The sequence below is a fragment of the Devosia yakushimensis genome (assembly GCF_030159855.1).
Classification (GTDB): domain Bacteria; phylum Pseudomonadota; class Alphaproteobacteria; order Rhizobiales; family Devosiaceae; genus Devosia; species Devosia yakushimensis.
Genome location: NZ_BSNG01000001.1, coordinates 3,205,476 through 3,220,669 on the forward strand (window position 1 = coordinate 3,205,476; position 15,194 = coordinate 3,220,669).

Annotated in this window: 17 protein-coding genes; 14 read left to right on the top strand and 3 right to left on the bottom strand. The window is 62.8% G+C overall.

The window, feature by feature from the left end; all coding sequences use genetic code 11:
• Positions 1 to 36 precede the first annotated feature (36 nt).
• Genes QQL79_RS15490 through soxA form a run of 6 tightly spaced genes read left to right on the top strand, consistent with a single transcriptional unit; the run spans position 37 to position 3,718 of the window.
• Positions 37 to 450 carry a c-type cytochrome gene (locus QQL79_RS15490; protein ID WP_284392399.1) on the top strand — a complete coding sequence of 138 codons (414 nt, stop codon included), beginning with the start codon at positions 37 to 39 and terminating at the stop codon, positions 448 to 450.
• On the top strand, positions 447 to 1,718 hold the full coding sequence (locus QQL79_RS15495) for an NAD(P)/FAD-dependent oxidoreductase (protein WP_284392402.1): 1,272 nt from the start codon (positions 447 to 449) through the stop codon (positions 1,716 to 1,718). Before QQL79_RS15490 ends, QQL79_RS15495 begins: the two co-directional genes overlap by 4 nt.
• A gap of 35 nt (positions 1,719 to 1,753) precedes the next feature.
• Positions 1,754 to 2,122 (top strand): sulfur oxidation c-type cytochrome SoxX, encoded by a 369-nt coding sequence (soxX, locus tag QQL79_RS15500; RefSeq protein ID WP_284392405.1) that lies wholly within the window; start codon positions 1,754 to 1,756, stop codon positions 2,120 to 2,122.
• 7 nt (positions 2,123 to 2,129) lie between these two features.
• Positions 2,130 to 2,612 carry a thiosulfate oxidation carrier protein SoxY gene (locus tag QQL79_RS15505; RefSeq protein WP_284392408.1) on the top strand — a complete coding sequence of 161 codons (483 nt, stop codon included), beginning with the start codon at positions 2,130 to 2,132 and terminating at the stop codon, positions 2,610 to 2,612.
• Positions 2,613 to 2,621: 9 nt separating this feature from the next.
• Complete coding sequence (soxZ, locus tag QQL79_RS15510; protein ID WP_284392410.1) at positions 2,622 to 2,942, top strand: thiosulfate oxidation carrier complex protein SoxZ; 321 nt, start codon at positions 2,622 to 2,624, stop codon at positions 2,940 to 2,942.
• On the top strand, positions 2,939 to 3,718 hold the full coding sequence (gene soxA, locus QQL79_RS15515) for a sulfur oxidation c-type cytochrome SoxA (RefSeq protein WP_284392412.1): 780 nt from the start codon (positions 2,939 to 2,941) through the stop codon (positions 3,716 to 3,718). Before soxZ ends, soxA begins: the two co-directional genes overlap by 4 nt.
• On the opposite strand, the gene QQL79_RS15520 is transcribed toward soxA, so the two are convergent.
• Together QQL79_RS15520 and QQL79_RS15525 are read right to left on the bottom strand one after the other, a co-directional pair.
• Positions 3,708 to 4,289, bottom strand: coding sequence for a nucleotidyltransferase family protein (locus QQL79_RS15520; RefSeq protein WP_284392414.1), 582 nt, complete (start codon positions 4,287 to 4,289; stop codon positions 3,708 to 3,710). The two genes, soxA and QQL79_RS15520, sit on opposite strands and share 11 nt — an antisense overlap.
• Positions 4,282 to 5,289, bottom strand: a complete 1,008-nt coding sequence (locus QQL79_RS15525) for an XdhC family protein (RefSeq protein WP_284392417.1) — start codon at positions 5,287 to 5,289, stop codon at positions 4,282 to 4,284. The genes QQL79_RS15520 and QQL79_RS15525 overlap by 8 nt, the downstream gene beginning before the upstream one ends.
• A 272-nt stretch (positions 5,290 to 5,561) precedes the next feature.
• Here QQL79_RS15525 and QQL79_RS15530 point away from each other — a divergent pair, with 272 nt between their 5' ends.
• The 8 genes from QQL79_RS15530 to QQL79_RS15565 all read left to right on the top strand — a co-directional run bounded on the left by QQL79_RS15530 (position 5,562) and on the right by QQL79_RS15565 (position 14,078).
• Positions 5,562 to 6,617 carry a LacI family DNA-binding transcriptional regulator gene (locus tag QQL79_RS15530; protein WP_284392420.1) on the top strand — a complete coding sequence of 352 codons (1,056 nt, stop codon included), beginning with the start codon at positions 5,562 to 5,564 and terminating at the stop codon, positions 6,615 to 6,617.
• Complete coding sequence (locus QQL79_RS15535) at positions 6,614 to 8,224, top strand: FAD-dependent oxidoreductase (protein WP_284392422.1); 1,611 nt, start codon at positions 6,614 to 6,616, stop codon at positions 8,222 to 8,224. The genes QQL79_RS15530 and QQL79_RS15535 overlap by 4 nt, the downstream gene beginning before the upstream one ends.
• Before the next feature lie 29 nt (positions 8,225 to 8,253).
• Positions 8,254 to 9,513: an ABC transporter substrate-binding protein gene (locus tag QQL79_RS15540; protein WP_284392425.1), complete on the top strand. Its 1,260-nt coding sequence runs from the start codon at positions 8,254 to 8,256 to the stop codon at positions 9,511 to 9,513.
• Positions 9,514 to 9,568: 55 nt separating this feature from the next.
• The gene (locus QQL79_RS15545; protein ID WP_284392427.1) at positions 9,569 to 10,495 is read left to right on the top strand and encodes a carbohydrate ABC transporter permease; all 927 of its coding nucleotides are present in this window, start codon (positions 9,569 to 9,571) and stop codon (positions 10,493 to 10,495) included.
• Positions 10,485 to 11,327, top strand: a complete 843-nt coding sequence (locus tag QQL79_RS15550; protein ID WP_284392429.1) for a carbohydrate ABC transporter permease — start codon at positions 10,485 to 10,487, stop codon at positions 11,325 to 11,327. The genes QQL79_RS15545 and QQL79_RS15550 overlap by 11 nt, the downstream gene beginning before the upstream one ends.
• Positions 11,328 to 11,342: 15 nt before the next feature.
• Positions 11,343 to 12,386: an ABC transporter ATP-binding protein gene (locus QQL79_RS15555; RefSeq protein ID WP_284392431.1), complete on the top strand. Its 1,044-nt coding sequence runs from the start codon at positions 11,343 to 11,345 to the stop codon at positions 12,384 to 12,386.
• Positions 12,387 to 12,429: 43 nt separating this feature from the next.
• Complete coding sequence (locus QQL79_RS15560; RefSeq protein WP_284392433.1) at positions 12,430 to 13,398, top strand: acetylxylan esterase; 969 nt, start codon at positions 12,430 to 12,432, stop codon at positions 13,396 to 13,398.
• Positions 13,399 to 13,556: 158 nt separating this feature from the next.
• The gene (locus QQL79_RS15565) at positions 13,557 to 14,078 is read left to right on the top strand and encodes a DUF3597 domain-containing protein (RefSeq protein ID WP_284392434.1); all 522 of its coding nucleotides are present in this window, start codon (positions 13,557 to 13,559) and stop codon (positions 14,076 to 14,078) included.
• 41 nt (positions 14,079 to 14,119) lie between these two features.
• Here the strand turns inward: QQL79_RS15565 and QQL79_RS15570 are convergent, their stop codons facing one another.
• A complete protein-coding gene (locus QQL79_RS15570) occupies positions 14,120 to 15,151 on the bottom strand; it encodes a MerR family transcriptional regulator (RefSeq protein WP_284392436.1) in 1,032 nt (343 codons plus the stop codon).
• Positions 15,152 to 15,194 lie beyond the last annotated feature (43 nt).

Sequence of the window (15,194 nt, forward strand, 5' to 3'; positions counted from 1 at the left end):
CAGCAGAGGTTTAGGGTTCGGCGACGAACCGACAACATGATCGCTCGACGTCGATATGTTTACATGAACATATCGAATTCTGATGATCGATCCTTGTTGTTCGCGGGCCGCTATATTTTCTTGACCGGGAGGACGGTCGTCATGCTTTTGCGCCGCAAGCTTATTGTATTTATTGCCCTTTCGACCTGCAGTTTGAGTATCGCCTCGGCGCAGGAAACCGACGCGGCCCGATTGGCCGACGGCTGCACGTCCTGCCACGGCCTGGCGGGGGAAGGCGGCAGCGCCATTCCGCCGATATCAGGCATGGATCGCGAGGCCTTCATTGCGCAGATGGCCGGCTTTCGCGACCAGAGCATACCCGCCACCATCATGAACCGGTTGGCGCGCGGCTATAGCGATGCCGAAATCGCGGCGCTGGCGGATTATTTCAGCACACTGGAGGCGAAATGAGCCCGATCACCCGCCGTTCCTTCATCGTTGCCGTAACTGCGGGGCTTGCCGCCCCAGCGCTGATCGGCTCCGCCTGGGGAGCTTCGCCCGCCCGGGTCGTGATCATTGGCGGGGGCTTTGGCGGCACCTCGCTTGCCCGCTACCTCAAGCGGCACAGCCCCGAGCTTTCGGTTACCCTGATCGAGCGGGACAGTCAGTTCGTCACCTGCCCCTCCAGCAATGGCGTGCTGGGCGGGTTGTGGGACATGTCGGCAATCACCTTCGGTTATGACGGGGTTCGGGCCGCAGGGGTGGAGGTGATCCACGACACGGCAGCGGCGATCGATCCGGCGGGCAAGAGCGTGACGCTGGGGAGCGGCGACCGGCTTACCTATGATTTCCTCGCCGTCTCACCAGGCATCCAGTTTGTCTGGGACGCTATCGAGGGCTATGACGCCCAAACCGCCGAGATCATGCCGCATGCCTGGCAGGCCGGGCCGCAGACCAGCCTGTTGCGGGCCCAGCTCGAAGCCATGGAGGATGGTGGACTGGTGGTTATCGGGGTTCCTACCCCGCCCTTCCGCTGCCCGCCCGGTCCCTATGAACGCGCCTCGCTGATCGCCAATTACCTGAGCCGGGAAAAGCCGAAATCCAAGGTGATGATCCTTGACGCCAATGAGAGCTTTTCCAAGCAGGCTTTGTTTTCCGAAGCCTGGGAGACGCTTTATCCCGGCATGATCGAATGGGTTCCGGGCTCGAATTCGGGCGTGGTGATGGGCGTTGATCCATCGACCATGACGGTCTCGACCAGCTTCGACGATTTCCAGCCCGCTGTCGCCAATATCATTCCGTCGCAGCGGGCCGGGCAGATCGCCATCAAAACCGGGCTCGATGCCGGTCAGGGCTTTTGCTCCATCGACCCGGCGACGTTCGAGTCCATGGTCCATCCCGGCATTTATGTGCTGGGCGACGCGACCATTGCCGGAGCCATGCCCAAATCGGGGTTCAGCGCCAATAGCCAGGCCAAGGCCTGCGGCGCGGCGATCCTGGCTGAGATCGCGGGCAATGCCGTCGCGCCCGCCAAGCTCACCAATGTCTGCTACAGCCTCGCCAATGCCGAGTATGGCTTCTCGATTGCCGATGTCTATGCCATCGCCGATGGCACGATAAAGGGGACCTACGAGGACAACCGGACGACCCCGCTCAAGGCAAATGCCGAGGCACACGCCCTGGAGGCGCAGTACACACACTCATGGTACGAAACCATCACCGCGGAAATGTTCGGCTAGCACTCGTGCTGGCCGCGTGCTGGATCGGCCCCGGAATGGCGCAGGGTCCGACCCTGCCCGAGCCGTTGACGCGCAATCCGGGCGATGCTGCCCGCGGCAAGGCCGTGGCGGTCAATTCCGATCTGGGCAATTGCCTGATCTGCCATCAGATCAGCATGCCTGAAGTGCCGCCGGGCGCTGCCGGCGATATCGGGCCATCGCTCGATGGCGTGGGTTTGCGCCTGACCGCCGCCGAGCTGCGGCAACGTATTGTTGATCCACGCAAGATTGAACCGGAAACGATCATGCCCGCTTATCATACGACCGACGGGCTGGTGCGCGTGGCGAGCCAATATGCCGGCCTGCCGATCCTGTCGGCCCAGCAGGTGGAAGATTTGATCGCCTATCTGCTGACTTTGAAGTGAGGCCGGGATGACAGAGGCAGAATACACAAGCGATATTGATGGCACCCGCCGCTTCGTGCTGGCGGGGCTGGCAGCGAGCATCGCGCTCATCGCCGTGCCCGTTCGCGCCGATGATGAGCTGGTTGCCCAAGCCATTGCCGAGACCTTTGGCGATGCGCCGCGCCAGGATGGCCGGATCACCATGCTGCTGCCGCCGCTGGCCGAGTCGGGCAATACCGTACCGATCCAGATCAGTGTCGAAAGCCCGATGAGCGAGACCGACCGGGTCAAGCGCGTCGTCATTCTCGCGACGCGCAATCCTCGCGCCCTGGTGGCGACCATGGAGTTCGGCCCCGGCGCGCCGCGGGCACAGTTCAGCACCAATATGCGGCTGAGCGGCACGCAGGACGTGATCACCATTGCCGAGATGAGCGATGGCTCGCTGTGGCAGGCGCAATCGCGGGTGCTCGTCACGGTGGGCGCCTGCGATACCCTGCAGATACGCTATTAGGAGGAGCCAATGCCCAATACCCGCATTCGCGTTCCGAAGACGGCCAAGGCCGGGGACATCGTCGAAATTCGCGCCATCATCCAGCATCCGATGGAGAACGGCTATCGCACCACATCGCAGGGCACGCCGATCCCGGTCGATATCGTCACCGATTTCATCTGCAGCTATGATGGGCTCGACGTGTTCCGCGTGCGGTTGGAGCCGGGGCTTTCAGCCAATCCTTATTTCTCTTTCTACCTCAAGGCGACGAAGTCGGGTCCGGTCACCTTCCGCTGGCAGGATCAGCATGGGGAAGTAACCGAGGCCAGCGAAGAGCTGGAAGTGACATGACCCACCTGCCCCCGGCGCTTGTGCTGCTGGGTCTCTTGGCAGCGGGAATAACGCAATTCGATGGGCCGAGGCCGGAAGAGCCGCGTTCGGGTTATTCGTTCCTGACGCCGGAACTGCAGCAGTTGCAGGACGACGATTTCGCCAATCCGGGCATGTTGTGGGTCGAACAAGGTGCGGCATTGTGGGATGAGGCATCCGGCAGCAGTGGCCAATCCTGCGCCGATTGCCATGGTGATGCCGCCCAATCCATGCGTGGAGTGGCAGCGCGTTACCCGGCCTATTCGGATGAATTGGGCCGCGTCATCAATCTTGAGCAACAGATCAACCAATGCCGCACGGCCCAGCAAGGGGCAGAAGCCTTGCCCTATGAATCGGAGGACCTGCTGGGACTGACGTCTTTTATTTCCAACCAGTCCAAGGGCATGCCGATTTCGGTCGCCGTCACCGGGCCAATCGCAGAGTCGTTGGAGCGGGGCCGGGCGTTCTTCTACGAGCGGCGCGGCCAGCTCAACCTGTCCTGCGCCAATTGCCACGAGGACAATGTGGGCAGCCATTTGCGCGCCGAGCCAATCAGCCAGGGCCAGACGAACGGCTTCCCCATCTACCGTGCCTTGTGGCAGACCATGGGCTCGACCCATCGCATGTTTGCCTGGTGCAATGAAGCCGTGCGCGCCGAGTCCTATGCCGCCGGATCGCAGGACTATGTCGATCTCGAACTCTATGAGCGCTGGCGTAGCCAGGGCCTCACTATCGAAACGCCTGCTGTCAGGCGCTGAAAGCGGCGAAATCCTCGGGCGTGTCACAATCAGCCAGTTGCCGGGCCGGAACCACGAGCCGCTCGGCGCTGCGCAGCAGATCGCGCGCGCCACGATCGCCGGCACTCTGCAGCAATGCCGGAAAGTGGTCGCGTCCGAAGATGGCCGGCGGCATCGGTGCCCCCTGGTGGGCAATGGATGCGACGTGGTTCGCCGTGCCGCGGCCCATGCGCGTCAGCAGCGCCTGCAGGTGATCGCGCGTCACGAAGGGCATGTCGGCAAGGCAAATCAGAACAGCCCCGGCGCCGGCCCTGTTTGCCGCATCGACGCCAAGCCTCAGCGAAGTCGCCTGACCCGCGGCATTGTCGGGATTGGCCAGGATTGCGAAGCCCCGCCGCTCGAACAGTTTGCCCAGGGCCGGAACATCGGCCGGGCAAACAGCGAATTTGGCGGCAAATGGCATGGGCTCGATTATGCCGGCGATATGATCGGCCAATGGGCGGCCACGGAAGTCGGCGAGCAGCTTGTTGCCGGCGCTAAACCGGGTGGAAAGGCCAGCAGCCAGGACGATTATGGCGGTGGTTTCAACCATCGAGCTGCGCGCGGGCCTCGGTGATTTCCGCCAATACGGAAATAGCCAGGGCAGTGGCCGTGCGCGTTGGCCCAAAAAGACCGACGGGGCCATGCAGGCTCGCCAGGCGGTCCGGGCCGATGCCCGCGGCATCGAGCCGATCGAGGCGGCTGGCATGAGTGCGGCGGCTGCCGAGAGCGCCAATATAGAAGGGGCTGTAGTCCAGCGCACTTTCCAAAAGGCGGCTTTCCTTGAACCTGTCATGCAGCATGAAGACAATGGCGGTGAAGGGATCGACCAGCAGCACGGGCAGTTGCGCGCCCTGGAGCACTGCAACCGCCGCGCCACAATCGTCCAGGGCGTGCGCCCCCGCCTCGGCCGTGAGATAGGCCTGGACCGGCAATCCGCAGGAATGCCCGAGCCGGGCAAGCCCCACCAGCTCGTAACCCTCCCCGATCAACACCAATTGGGTCTGGGGGTGATAGTGACGGATAAAGCTGCCATGCAGCCAGCCATTGCGCTCGCGGGGCTCGGAATGCGGCGTCAGCCGCGCCTTGCCCTGCCCCACCGCCAGAGCGATGGCAAAGGGCTCGCGCGCGGCGATATGGTCAAGGGCCATCTCGATCATGGCGGGGTCGGGCCGCACATGGATATGAATATCGATGCCACCGCCGCAGGGCAGTTCGATATCGAGGAAGGGCGAGCCGGTGCCGAAGCGCAATGTCTTGTCGACCCCCACGGCGATGGCCTTCATTGCCTCGCCGGCAACGGCCGCCTCGACACAGCCGCCCGAGACGTAGCCGCAATAGCGGCCATCGGCCAGCACGGCCATTTGCGCGCCCAGCGCCCGGGGTGCCCCGCCGACGATATTGGTGATGGTCAGCAGCGCACCGGCCAGGCCTTGGGCATGGCCGAGCGCCAGCAGGCGAAAGACGCTATCGGCCGCATCGGGGTCGAGCCCGGTATCACAAGGCACGATGGCTTGAAGATCGGCCGGCGACGGATCGGCAAGCTTGGTCATCTCTCCTCCGCGCGGTCATCGCCGCAGGTCTTTCGACATTGTCACCATTATTGGGCCGCAAGCGAAGCGAGCACAAGTGCCTGAGGCTAGCCAATTTTCGGATGCGTATGGAGCTCGCGAGCCGCGCTGCGCCTCTTGGTCACTACGGGCTGCTTTGGACAAACTGAAAGCGCGGATCTGGGAAAATCGGGCGCTCTTGACATCGCAAAATCAAAGCTGCTAATGCGTAACACTAACAGCTAATACGAATTAGCGATTACGTGGAGGCAGAATTGTCCGCATCGCGGCGGTTGACCCAGAGAGACATTGCCCAATTGGCCGGCGTCAGCCAGGCGACGGTGTCGCTCGTGCTCAACGAGGCCAAGTCTGCCGAGGGCCGCATTCCGCCCGAAACCCGCGAACGGGTGCTCAAGGCTATCCGCGATACGGGTTATGTTGCCGACCCGATCGCACGCAGCATGGTCAAGGGCGCCAATCGCATTCTGGGCGTCTTCACCTATCAGCCCGCCTTCCCGATCGCGCAGGCCGACTTCTACACCCCCTTTCTGATGGGCATTGAAGAAGCCGCCGAAGCGCTGGGCTATGACCTGCTGCTGATGACCGCCTCGGCACGCGACGATAGTGGCCGCAAGCGCATTTTTGGCGAAACCGGGCGGCTGCGCCTGGCCGATGGCTGCCTGATCCTGGGCAGCCAGTTTGACCGGGATGAGCTGGCGCAGCTGGTGGCCGGCGACTATCCCTATGTCGCCGTGGGCCGCCGCGACGATGCCGGCGGGCCGGTGCGCTATGTCGGCGCCGATTATATCACCGCAACGACGACCCTGGTCGATCAGGCGCTGGCCAAGGGGCATCGCAACTTTGCCTTTATCGGCACGACGGGGCCGGCCGAATCCATTGCCGACCGTTGGCGGGGCTTTCAGAGCGCGCTCAAGGGCAAGGGCGAACTGGTGCATGTCGATGACGTCGAGAATGGCGACCCCGCTCGGCAGGTGGCCGAGGTTCGTGCCAGTGGCGCCAGCGTCGTGTTCTTTGCCGAAGTGCTGGAGGCCGTAGCCTTCGACAATCTGGCGCGGGCGCAGGGGATCAGCGTGCCGGGCGATCTATCGATTGTCGTGCTGGGCAGCGGCACACGCACCCATACGCTGCGGCTGCACCGCGCCTTCACTTGCTACGCCATTCCCCGCGAAGAAATGGGCAAGCGGGCCGCCGCCATGCTGGTGGAAACCCTGGCTGACCCGAGTCTGGTGCAGCAGGAGATGCTGCAATGCGAAATCGTGGCGGGCGAAACGCTCGCTCCCCCCAATCCAACGAAAGACAGTTTGAAGTGACAGAATACAACGCGGATATCCTGGTTGTCGGCGGCGGGCTTGGTGGGGTCGCGGCAGCTTTGGGCGCTTTGCGCAATGGGCGCAGCGTCATCCTCAGCGAAGAATTCGACTGGATCGGCGGCCAGCTGACCAGCCAGGCCGTGCCACCCGATGAGCATACCTGGGTCGAGCAATTCGGCATTACCGCCAGCTATCGCGCGCTGCGCACCGGCGTGCGGCAATATTATCGCGACCATTACCCGCTGAGCGAAAGCGCGCGGGCTGATCTGACGCTCAATCCGGGCGACGGCAATGTGTCGCGCTTGTGCCATGAGCCGCGGGTGTCGCTCGCGGTGATGGAAGCCCTGCTGGCGCCCTATGCGGCCGGCGGCAAGCTGACCATCCTCAAGCCCTATGTGCCGATTGCGGCCGATGTTGACGGCGATGTCGTCCGCGCGGTTACTCTGCGCCATCGCGACACTGGCCGCACGGTGACCTGTTCGGCCCGCTATGTGATCGACGCCACTGAATTGGGCGATCTGCTGCCGCTGACATCGACCGAATATGTCACCGGCTTTGAGGCTCAGTCCGAAACCGGCGAGCCCAGCGCGCCCGCCGAAGCACAGCCGCATAATCAGCAGGCCGTTTCGATCTGCTTTGCGGTCGATCACGTCGATGGCAATCACGTCATCGACAAGCCGGCGCGTTACGATCACTGGCGTCAGGTGGCGCCCGCATTCTGGGGTGGACCGCTCTTGAGCTGGGACTCGCCCAATCCGCGTACGCTGGAGCGCAGCCGCCGGTTTTTCGATCCCAATCCGGTCGACAATGCCACCCGCGAAGTCGCCGACCAGCGCCACAGCGCGGGCGATATGAGTCTGTGGATTTTCCGCCGGATTGCGGCGCGCCACAATTTCCGGCCCGGCGCCTATGCCAGCGATATATGCCTCGTGAACTGGCCGATGATCGACTATTTCGAGGCCCCGATCATCGACGTGACGCCCGAGCAATATGCCCAGCGGCTGGCTGATGCGGCGAGCCTGTCCTATTCCATGTTCTATTGGATGCAGACCGAGGCGCCCCGTCCCGATGGCGGCCAGGGCTTTCCCGGCCTGCGCCTGCGTGGCGACATTACCGGCACCGAACACGGCCTGGCCATGGCCCCCTATATCCGCGAAAGCCGCCGCATTCGCGCGCTGACCACTGTGCTCGAGCAGGATTTGTCGCTGGATGTGCGCGGCAATCGTGGGGCGGTCAATTACCGCGACTCGATCGGGGTGGGCATGTATCGCATCGATCTGCATCCCTCGACCGGCGGCGACAATTATATCGATGTGGGCGCCTGCCCCTTCGAAATTCCGCTGGGCGCGCTCATTCCGCGCGGCAAGAGCAACCTGTTGGCGGCGTCCAAGAATATCGGCACCACCCACATCACCAATGGCTGCTACCGGCTGCATCCGGTCGAATGGAACATTGGCGAAGTGGCCGGCATGCTCGCCGCCCATTGCCTTGCCACCGGCCAGACCCCGCATGGCGTGCATGCAGACGACAAGCGGCTGGCCGAATTCCAAAGCCATATCGAGCACCAGGGCGTGGAACGCCGTTGGCCCGATATTTCTGGCTATTAGCTAATACGCATAATCAGGGAGGATCTTTTATGCGCAGGACTATGCTGAAAACCACACTGGCCGCTCTGGCGGTGACGACGGGGCTGGTTGCCCCGGCTTTCTCGCAGGAATTGCGGATGGCGATCTGGAGTGCCAACGAGGCCCATCTGGCTCTGTTCAACGAGATCGGCGCCGAGTTCGAAGCCAGCCATCCTGGCGTTACGGTCACTTATGATTCACTGGCATTCGAAGGCTATGTGACAACGCTGACCACCCAGATCGCCGGCGGCAATCCGCCCGATCTGGCCTGGCTGTTCGACACCACCGCCCCCGATTTCATGGCGGCCGGCGCGCTCTATCCGCTGACCGACACCTTCGCCAAGACCGAAGGCTATGACATTGCCGACTTTCCGGCCGCCACGCTCACCGCCTGGTCGCGCGATGGCGTGCAATATCTCTATCCGTTCTCGACCTCGCCCTTTGGCGTGTTCGTCAACAATGACATGATCAAGGCGGCAGGCGCCAAGACACCGGCCGAGCTGATCGCGGCCGGCGAATGGACCTGGGATAATGCCATTGCCACGGCGGCCACCGTTGCCGCCACCGGCAAGCAGGGCCTGGTGGTGCGCGATTTCGACTTCAAGATCTGGGAAAACCTGGCCGAAATCTATGCCGGCTGGGGCGCCCATCCCTGGTCGGAAGACACCAAATCCTGCGCGTTCAACAGCAAGGAAATGGTTGACGCCATGACCTTCATCCATGACGCGATCTTCGTGAAGAAGGCCCTGCCCGGCCCCGGCGTTGCGGCAGACTTTTTCGCTGGCGACGCAGCCATGACCACGACCCAGATCAGCCGCGCCTCCTTGCTGCCCAAGGACGACAAGGCGTTTGATTGGGACCTGGTGCCGCTGCCCTCTGGCCCGGTTGGCGACTATGCCTGGGTTGGCCGCGCCGGGATTGGCGTGATGGCCAATGCCAAGAACCCCGAACTTGCGGCCGAATTCCTCGCGTTCTTCTCGTCCAAGGCCAATGTGGCAAAGCTGGCCCGTTTCTTCCCGCCGGCGCGCCAGAGCCTGCTGACTGCTGACGTGCTTTCGGCGGCCAATCCGCTGCTGACCAAAGAGCAGATCGAGGCCGTGGTTATTCGCGGTGTCGCCACCGGCCAGTCGACGCAACAGGTGCAGAATTTTGCGCAGTTGCAGCAGACGGTTCGTGCCGGTCTTGATGGCTTGTGGCAGCCGCAGGCCGATATTTCGGGCGTGCTGAACAGCCTTTGCGATCGCCTTAATCCGCTGCTGGCGGCAAACTAAGCTAAGCTCCCAGTCGACTATCCCTCCCCCTTGTGGGGAGGGAGAAGGAACGCCAATGACCATTGCCCTTGATACAGCGCAGGCGCGGCCCAAACGTGGTTTCTGGACCATGGCCCGGCGCGATGCGGCCACCGGATATCTGTTCATCGCGCCGCAGCTGATCGGCATCATCATCTTCGTGCTGATCCCGCTGGGACTGGTGTTCTGGTATTCGCTGCATGAATGGAATGTGCTGGCGGGTTCGTTCCGCTTTACCGGCGCGGCCAATTACGAGAAGCTGCTGAGCGATCCGGCGATTGGCGAGGTGATGAGCGTCACCGCGGTATTCTCGGCGGGCCTAGCCGCGCTCAATATGAGCATGGCGCTGGGGCTGGCGCTGCTGCTTAATCAGAAGCTGCGGTTCATGACCGTGTTCCGCACGCTGTTCTTTTCGCCGGTCGTGGTGTCGCTGGTGGCCTGGACCATCGTCTGGAGCTTCCTGCTGCAGAGCAATGGCGGCATTAATGGCTTGCTGCAGATGATCGGCGTCGAAGGCCCCAATTGGCTGCGCAATCCGACCACTGCGATGATCTCGGTGATTGTGGTGCAGGCGCTCAAGAATGTCGGCCTCAACATGATCCTGTTTCTCGCGGCGCTCCAGGGCGTGCCGCGCGAATTGTTCGAGGCTGCGCGCGTCGATGGTGTGCCGCGCTTCAAGCAATTTTATCGCATCACCCTGCCCATGATCAGCCCGACCATCCTGCTGGCGTCCATCGTGACCATTGTGGGTGCGTTGCAGGTGTTTGCGCAGATCATGATCCTGACCCAGGGGGGCCCGGGCTTCTCGACCACGGTTCTGGTCTATTACCTCTATCAGCAGGCCTTCCAGTTTTACCTGTTCGGCTATGGCTCGACGCTGTCCATCGTCCTGCTCGTCATTGTCGGCGCGCTCACCTTCATTCAGTGGCAGTTGCGCAGAAAGTTCGTGTTCTATGAAAACTGAGCTCAGCCCCCGCGCCCAGACGCTGGCCTATTTGACGCTTTGCGTACTGCTCATCCCCTTTGTCTTTCCGACCTGGTGGATGGTCACCTCATCGGTCAAGCCGGTGAGCCAGATCTTTGCCTTTCCGCCCGATATCTGGCCGCGCGCCTTTGATTTTTCGTCCTATTCGGACGTGTTCAAAATCCAGCCCTTTGCGCTGCAATATTGGAACTCGGCCTATATCGCTGCGATCGTGACGGTCGGCACGATGGCGGTGGCGTCGATGGCGGGCTATGCCTTTGCGCGCATCAAGTTCCCCTTCGCCAATGCCATTTTCATGGTGGTGCTGGTGGGGCTGCTGATCCCCTCGGAAGTAACGCTGGTGCCGCTGTTCCAGCTGTTCTTGAAGTGGGGCATGATCAATACCCATTGGCCGCTGATCCTGGTGCCGATCTTCGGTGCCCCGGCAGTGTTTGCCACTTTCATCATGCGGCAGTTCTTCATTTCGCTGCCGGTGGAACTCGAAGAAGCCGCCCGCGTCGATGGGCTGGGCCGGTTCAAGATTTTCTGGACCATTGCCCTGCCGCTGGCTCGCCCGGCTTTGGCCGCCGTCGCCATCTTCACGTTCCTCGGCAGCTGGAACCTTTATCTCGAACCCATCGTCTTCATCTCAAGCTCCGACAAATTCACCCTGCCCCAGGCGCTGACCCAATTCACCGACGCCTATGGCGGACCGATGTGGAATATCCAGCTCGCCGCCGCGACCATGACGGCCATTCCGGTCCTCATCGTGTTCATCGTCGCCCAGAAGCAGTTCGTCGAGGGCCTGGCCCATACCGGGCTCAAAGGCTAGTCAAAGGCAAACCAAATGGCACCCGTTACCCTTTCATCCGTCAAGAAAAGCTATGGCGAAGCCGCCACCATTCATGGCGTTGATATCGACATTGCCGATGGCGAATTCGTCGTGCTGGTCGGCCCCTCCGGCTGCGGTAAATCCACCCTGCTGCGCATGATTGCGGGGCTGGAGACCATCACCGATGGCGAAATTTCGATCGGCGGCCGCGTGGTCAATGAGCTGGAGCCCAAGGACCGCGACATAGCCATGGTGTTCCAGAATTATGCGCTTTATCCGCATATGACTGTGGCCAAGAACATGGCCTTCTCGCTGGAGCATCGCGGCGGCAGCAAGGCTGAGATTGCCGAGCGGGTGAATTGGGCGGCCGACATTCTGGGGCTCAAGCCGCTGCTGGAACGCTTCCCGCGCCAGTTGTCGGGCGGGCAGCGGCAGCGCGTCGCCATGGGCCGCGCCATTGTGCGCAATCCGCAGGTGTTCCTGTTCGACGAACCGCTGAGCAATCTCGATGCCAAGCTGCGCGTCGTCATGCGCGGCGAGATCAAGGGGCTGCATCAGCGGCTGGGCGTTACCACTATCTATGTCACCCATGACCAGGTCGAGGCCATGACCATGGCCGACAAGATCGTGGTGATGAATGCCGGCCGGGTCGAGCAATTCGGCGCGCCGCTTGATCTCTATGACCGGCCGGCCAATCCCTTCGTTGCCGGCTTTATCGGTTCGCCGTCGATGAATTTCATCGAAGGCCAGCTCACCCCACAAGGTTTCGTTACCAAGGGCGCGACACTGCCCCTTCCGCCGGGCCCGATTTCGGGCGAGGCCATCTATGGCATCCGCCCGGAGCATTTCGAGTTGGCTAGCGCTGGCCTTGCCGCGACGGTACTGCTGGTCGAGCCCATGGGGTCGGAAACGCAGGTCACCATGATGATCGGCGAGCAGCAGATTATCGGGGTGTTCCGCGAAAGACTGCAGGCCCAGCCCGGCTCGACCATTCATGTGGCGCCACAACTCAACGCTGTGCATCTTTTCGACGCTGCCAGCGGCAAGCGGTTGAACTAGGCTATAAGTCTGGTCGTCCGAGGGGGACCGAACAGGATACGACATGCCATTTAACGACCTTACCCATCCCGCGCTCGATGCCTATCGCAGCGAAGTGCAAGTGCCTGCCGATTTCGATGCCTTCTGGGCAGCAACGCTCAAGGAGGCGCGCGGCTTTGGCGGAGAAGCCGTGCTGGCCCGGCTCGATTCGCCCCTGCGGCTGATCGAGGCCTATGACGTGGTCTTTCCCGGCTTTGGTGGCCATCCCATCCGGGGCTGGCTGCTGCTGCCGACCAAGCGGCGGGACCCGCTGCCTCTGATCGTGCAATATGTCGGCTATGGCGGCGGGCGCGGCTTTGCCCATGAATTGCTGCATTATGCCGCCGCAGGATTTGCCTATTTCCGCATGGATACGCGCGGGCAAGGCAGCAGTTGGAGCCCCGGCGAAACCGCCGATCCCGTAGGCAGCACGCCGCAAATTCCGGGCGTGATGACCAAGGGCATTCTCAACCCGGCGGATTATTACTACCGGCGCCTCTTCACCGACGGCGTTCGCGCACTCGATGCGCTCCTGCAGCTCTCCTTCATCGACGAAGAGCGCGTCGGGGTGACCGGCGGCAGCCAGGGCGGCGGCATTGCCCTGGCCGTGGCGGGGCTCGATTCCCGGGTCAAGGCGCTCTCGACCGATGTGCCGTTCCTATGTGATTTCCCCCGCGCCGTACGCATTGCCGCGCGCGACCCTTATGGGGAAATCGCGCGGTTCCTGGCGACCCACCGCGACAAGCGCGAGGCTGTGTTCGAGACGCTGCGATATTTTGACGGCGTCTGCTTTGCCAGCAGGGCTCAGGCACCGGCATTGTTCTCGGCGGCGCTGATGGACAATGTCTGCCCGCCCTCGACGGTCTATGCCGCTCATGCCGCCTATAGCGGCCCCAAGACCATGGTGGATTACGAATTCAACGACCATGAAGGGGGCGGCCCCTACCAGCAATTGCGGCAATTGGCCTGGTTCCAGGAGGCCCTCAAGGTCTGAGCGGAACCTTATCGGCGCCGGTCAGTTGGGAGAGCGATCCCGCCACCAGCATTTTGCGGCTGTGCGGCGGGGCGCTTAACCGTCCGGGTGCCTTGTCTTTTTCACTCCGGCCACGGCATAGTCGTGCGGCATATCGCACACCAGGAGAGGAAACGACCATGGGACTGTTCGACGATATCAAGGCCAAGATCTTTGGCGCCCCCAAACCCGCCGCGCCGGTGGATACGACAGCAGCGACGGAAATGGCCAAATCGATCGGCCTTGCCGCCGCCAACCGGGTCGGCGCCTCCGTCACCGGCGCCGCAGCCAAGCCGGCGGCCACGCCATCGGCAGCCGACACCCTCGTCGCCCAGGCTGCTGCTCCTGCACCCAAGGCGGCGGCCACGCCAACAGCAGCCCCGACCGCGCCCGCTGCCGCCAATGATGTCGATGTCGCTGCCATCCTCGATGCCGCAGTCGCCAAGGCGGGTCAAAAACTCGACTGGCGCAAATCGATCGTCGATTTGATGAAGGCCCTTGGCCTCGACAGCAGCCTCTCGGCCCGCAAGGAGCTGGCAACGGAGCTGGGCTATTCCGGCGACAAGAGCGATTCCGCCAGCATGAATATCTGGCTGCACAAGCAGGTGCTGCAAAAGCTGGCCGCCAATGGCGGTACGGTTCCGGCCGATCTGCTGGACTAGGCTTCAAAAGGCCCCGCCCATCGGACGGGGCCTTCGATTTTTCAGGCCACTTGTGGTCGCCAGGCGATGACGCCTTCCGTGCGGGCCCGCACCTCGGGCGTCGCAAGGCACGTGGTCAGGGCTTCGTATCCGACAGCACCGGGAAAGGGCACGACCAGAGTCGGCGGGCTATGATTGGCCGGACACAGAATGATCGCCTCATCGGAACCCACGGCATCGAGATCGAGAATGGCCGAGGATCTGGTGAGCATGAACAGCGGGCGCGCATCGAAAGCATGATGGCGCAGATGGGCGATCAGGGCTTCCTGAGTGGCATGGTCCAGCCCCTGCTCGATCATATCGACGATCAACGCGGCCGGTCCCTCGATCTCAAGGCCGGTGATGAGGGCAACAAGCGCGGCCGATGAGCTGGCCCCCTCCTCCTCGAGCCAGGCCAGCCTCCGGTCGACCCGAGTTTTAAGGCCGGCGTCCTTGGCCAGGTAGCTTTCCATGGCCTCCCCTGCCAGCATGCGATCCAGCCCGAAAAAGGCGGCGCCCGGCATGGCGGCGGCGATGGCCTGGGCCAGACGCGTTTTGCCGCAGCCAAGCGGGCCGGTAATATAGGTGAGCGGCCTGATCGCGCTCAGTTCGAACCGCTCGCCACCCCAGGGCCAGGGGAGATCGAGAGCAAGGCTGGGCTCACCTGCCGGGCCGAGAAGGCGTGGCAATTCCCCGATGGCCGGCACCTCACCGCGCACCAGGCCGGCGCGCAGCGCGCGGACTTTTTCGACGGCGCCGGCAAGCTGGCGCAGGCGCTGCTCAAGCACGGTCTGGTGCGTGGCGAGCGCCGGTTCGAGGCAGGAAGGCTCGCCGTCGAGCACCTGCGTCACCTGAGCCAGGCTAAGGCCGAGCGCGCGCAGTGCGACGATCTCGGCGGCCCGCGCCATTTCGGCGGGGCCATAGGTACGCCATCCCGCAGCGGTGCGGATGGGCGCGATGAGGCCACGTTCCTCATAAAGGCGAAGCGCCTTGGCAGAAACGCCGAGACGCCGGGCGGCGGCCTTGGCATTGATATGTTGGGCGGAAGAGCTCACGACTCACCTCGTTGTTCACTGACCGCTCTTCTTGTGAGACCTG

Coding starts and splice junctions, on each gene's coding strand:
- QQL79_RS15490 (WP_284392399.1), top strand. CDS start 37: ATGATCGCTCGACGTCGATATGTTTACATGAACATATCGAATTCTGAT.
- QQL79_RS15495 (WP_284392402.1), top strand. CDS start 447: ATGAGCCCGATCACCCGCCGTTCCTTCATCGTTGCCGTAACTGCGGGG.
- soxX (WP_284392405.1), top strand. CDS start 1,754: ATGGCGCAGGGTCCGACCCTGCCCGAGCCGTTGACGCGCAATCCGGGC.
- QQL79_RS15505 (WP_284392408.1), top strand. CDS start 2,130: ATGACAGAGGCAGAATACACAAGCGATATTGATGGCACCCGCCGCTTC.
- soxZ (WP_284392410.1), top strand. CDS start 2,622: ATGCCCAATACCCGCATTCGCGTTCCGAAGACGGCCAAGGCCGGGGAC.
- soxA (WP_284392412.1), top strand. CDS start 2,939: ATGACCCACCTGCCCCCGGCGCTTGTGCTGCTGGGTCTCTTGGCAGCG.
- QQL79_RS15520 (WP_284392414.1), bottom strand. CDS start 4,289: ATGGTTGAAACCACCGCCATAATCGTCCTGGCTGCTGGCCTTTCCACC.
- QQL79_RS15525 (WP_284392417.1), bottom strand. CDS start 5,289: ATGACCAAGCTTGCCGATCCGTCGCCGGCCGATCTTCAAGCCATCGTG.
- QQL79_RS15540 (WP_284392425.1), top strand. CDS start 8,254: ATGCGCAGGACTATGCTGAAAACCACACTGGCCGCTCTGGCGGTGACG.
- QQL79_RS15545 (WP_284392427.1), top strand. CDS start 9,569: ATGACCATTGCCCTTGATACAGCGCAGGCGCGGCCCAAACGTGGTTTC.
- QQL79_RS15550 (WP_284392429.1), top strand. CDS start 10,485: ATGAAAACTGAGCTCAGCCCCCGCGCCCAGACGCTGGCCTATTTGACG.
- QQL79_RS15555 (WP_284392431.1), top strand. CDS start 11,343: ATGGCACCCGTTACCCTTTCATCCGTCAAGAAAAGCTATGGCGAAGCC.
- QQL79_RS15560 (WP_284392433.1), top strand. CDS start 12,430: ATGCCATTTAACGACCTTACCCATCCCGCGCTCGATGCCTATCGCAGC.
- QQL79_RS15565 (WP_284392434.1), top strand. CDS start 13,557: ATGGGACTGTTCGACGATATCAAGGCCAAGATCTTTGGCGCCCCCAAA.